Annotated in this window: 1 protein-coding gene; it reads left to right on the top strand. The window is 73.9% G+C overall.

What is annotated here, in order from left to right:
- Positions 1 to 79 precede the first annotated feature (79 nt).
- A partial coding sequence (locus HMPREF0731_RS22070) for an AAA family ATPase (protein ID WP_007006485.1) occupies positions 80 to 857 on the top strand: 778 nt, incomplete at its 3' end.

Below are 857 nucleotides of genomic sequence, written 5' to 3'. Positions count from 1 at the left end.
TCGCCCGAACAAGCACCGCCCTCGCGCAAGCCAGGGCGGCGTTTTGCTTTTGTACCCCCGCGGTGCTAATTCCCCGGCCGTGACGAGCCCCCCCGCGCTGCGCCTGACCCGCCTGATGCTGCAGGATTTCCGCAGCTACGCGCAGCTCGATCTGCGCTTCCAGGCCGGGGTTGTCGTCATCGCCGGGCGCAATGGCGTGGGCAAGACCAACCTGCTGGAGGCCATCTCCCTCCTCACCCCCGGCCGCGGGCTGCGCAACGCCCGCGCGGGCGAGCTGGGCCGGCGGGAGGGCGAAGAGAGCCGCCCCTGGACCATTGCCGGGCATTTCGACGGCCCGGCCGGACCCATGACCATCGGCACCGGCCAGGACCCGGCCAGCGACCGGCGTGGCTTCCGCCTCGATGGCGCGCCGCTGCGCAGCCAGGCGGAGCTCTCGGCGCAGATCGCCGCCCTCTGGCTCACTCCCCAGATGGACCGGCTGTTCCAGGAAGGCGCCAGCGGCCGCCGCAAATTCCTCGACCGGCTGGTCTGGGCGCGCGAGCCCAGCCATGCCCGCGACGTCGCGGCCTATGAATCCGCCATGAGCCAGCGCAACCGCCTCCTCGCCGAGGGACGGCGCGACGCCCGCTGGCTGGCGGCGCTGGAGGACACCATGGCCCGCCACGCGGTGGCCGCCATCGCCTCCCGCCGCACCAGCTGCGCCCAGCTCAACGCCACGCTGCGCGCCGGCATCGCCGGTGCCTTCCCGGCGGCGCGGCTCGAACTGCTCTGCCCCATCGCCACGGCCCTCGAAGAAAGGCCGGCGCTGGCGGTGGAGGAAAGCTTGCGCGACGGCCTGGCCGCCGACCGGCCGCGCG

Origin of the sequence: Pseudoroseomonas cervicalis ATCC 49957, from assembly GCF_000164635.1 — a bacterium.
Taxonomy (GTDB): domain Bacteria; phylum Pseudomonadota; class Alphaproteobacteria; order Acetobacterales; family Acetobacteraceae; genus Pseudoroseomonas; species Pseudoroseomonas cervicalis.
The sequence above is the reverse complement of the archived record's forward strand: the minus strand, read 5'-3'. Positions and strand labels throughout refer to the sequence as shown.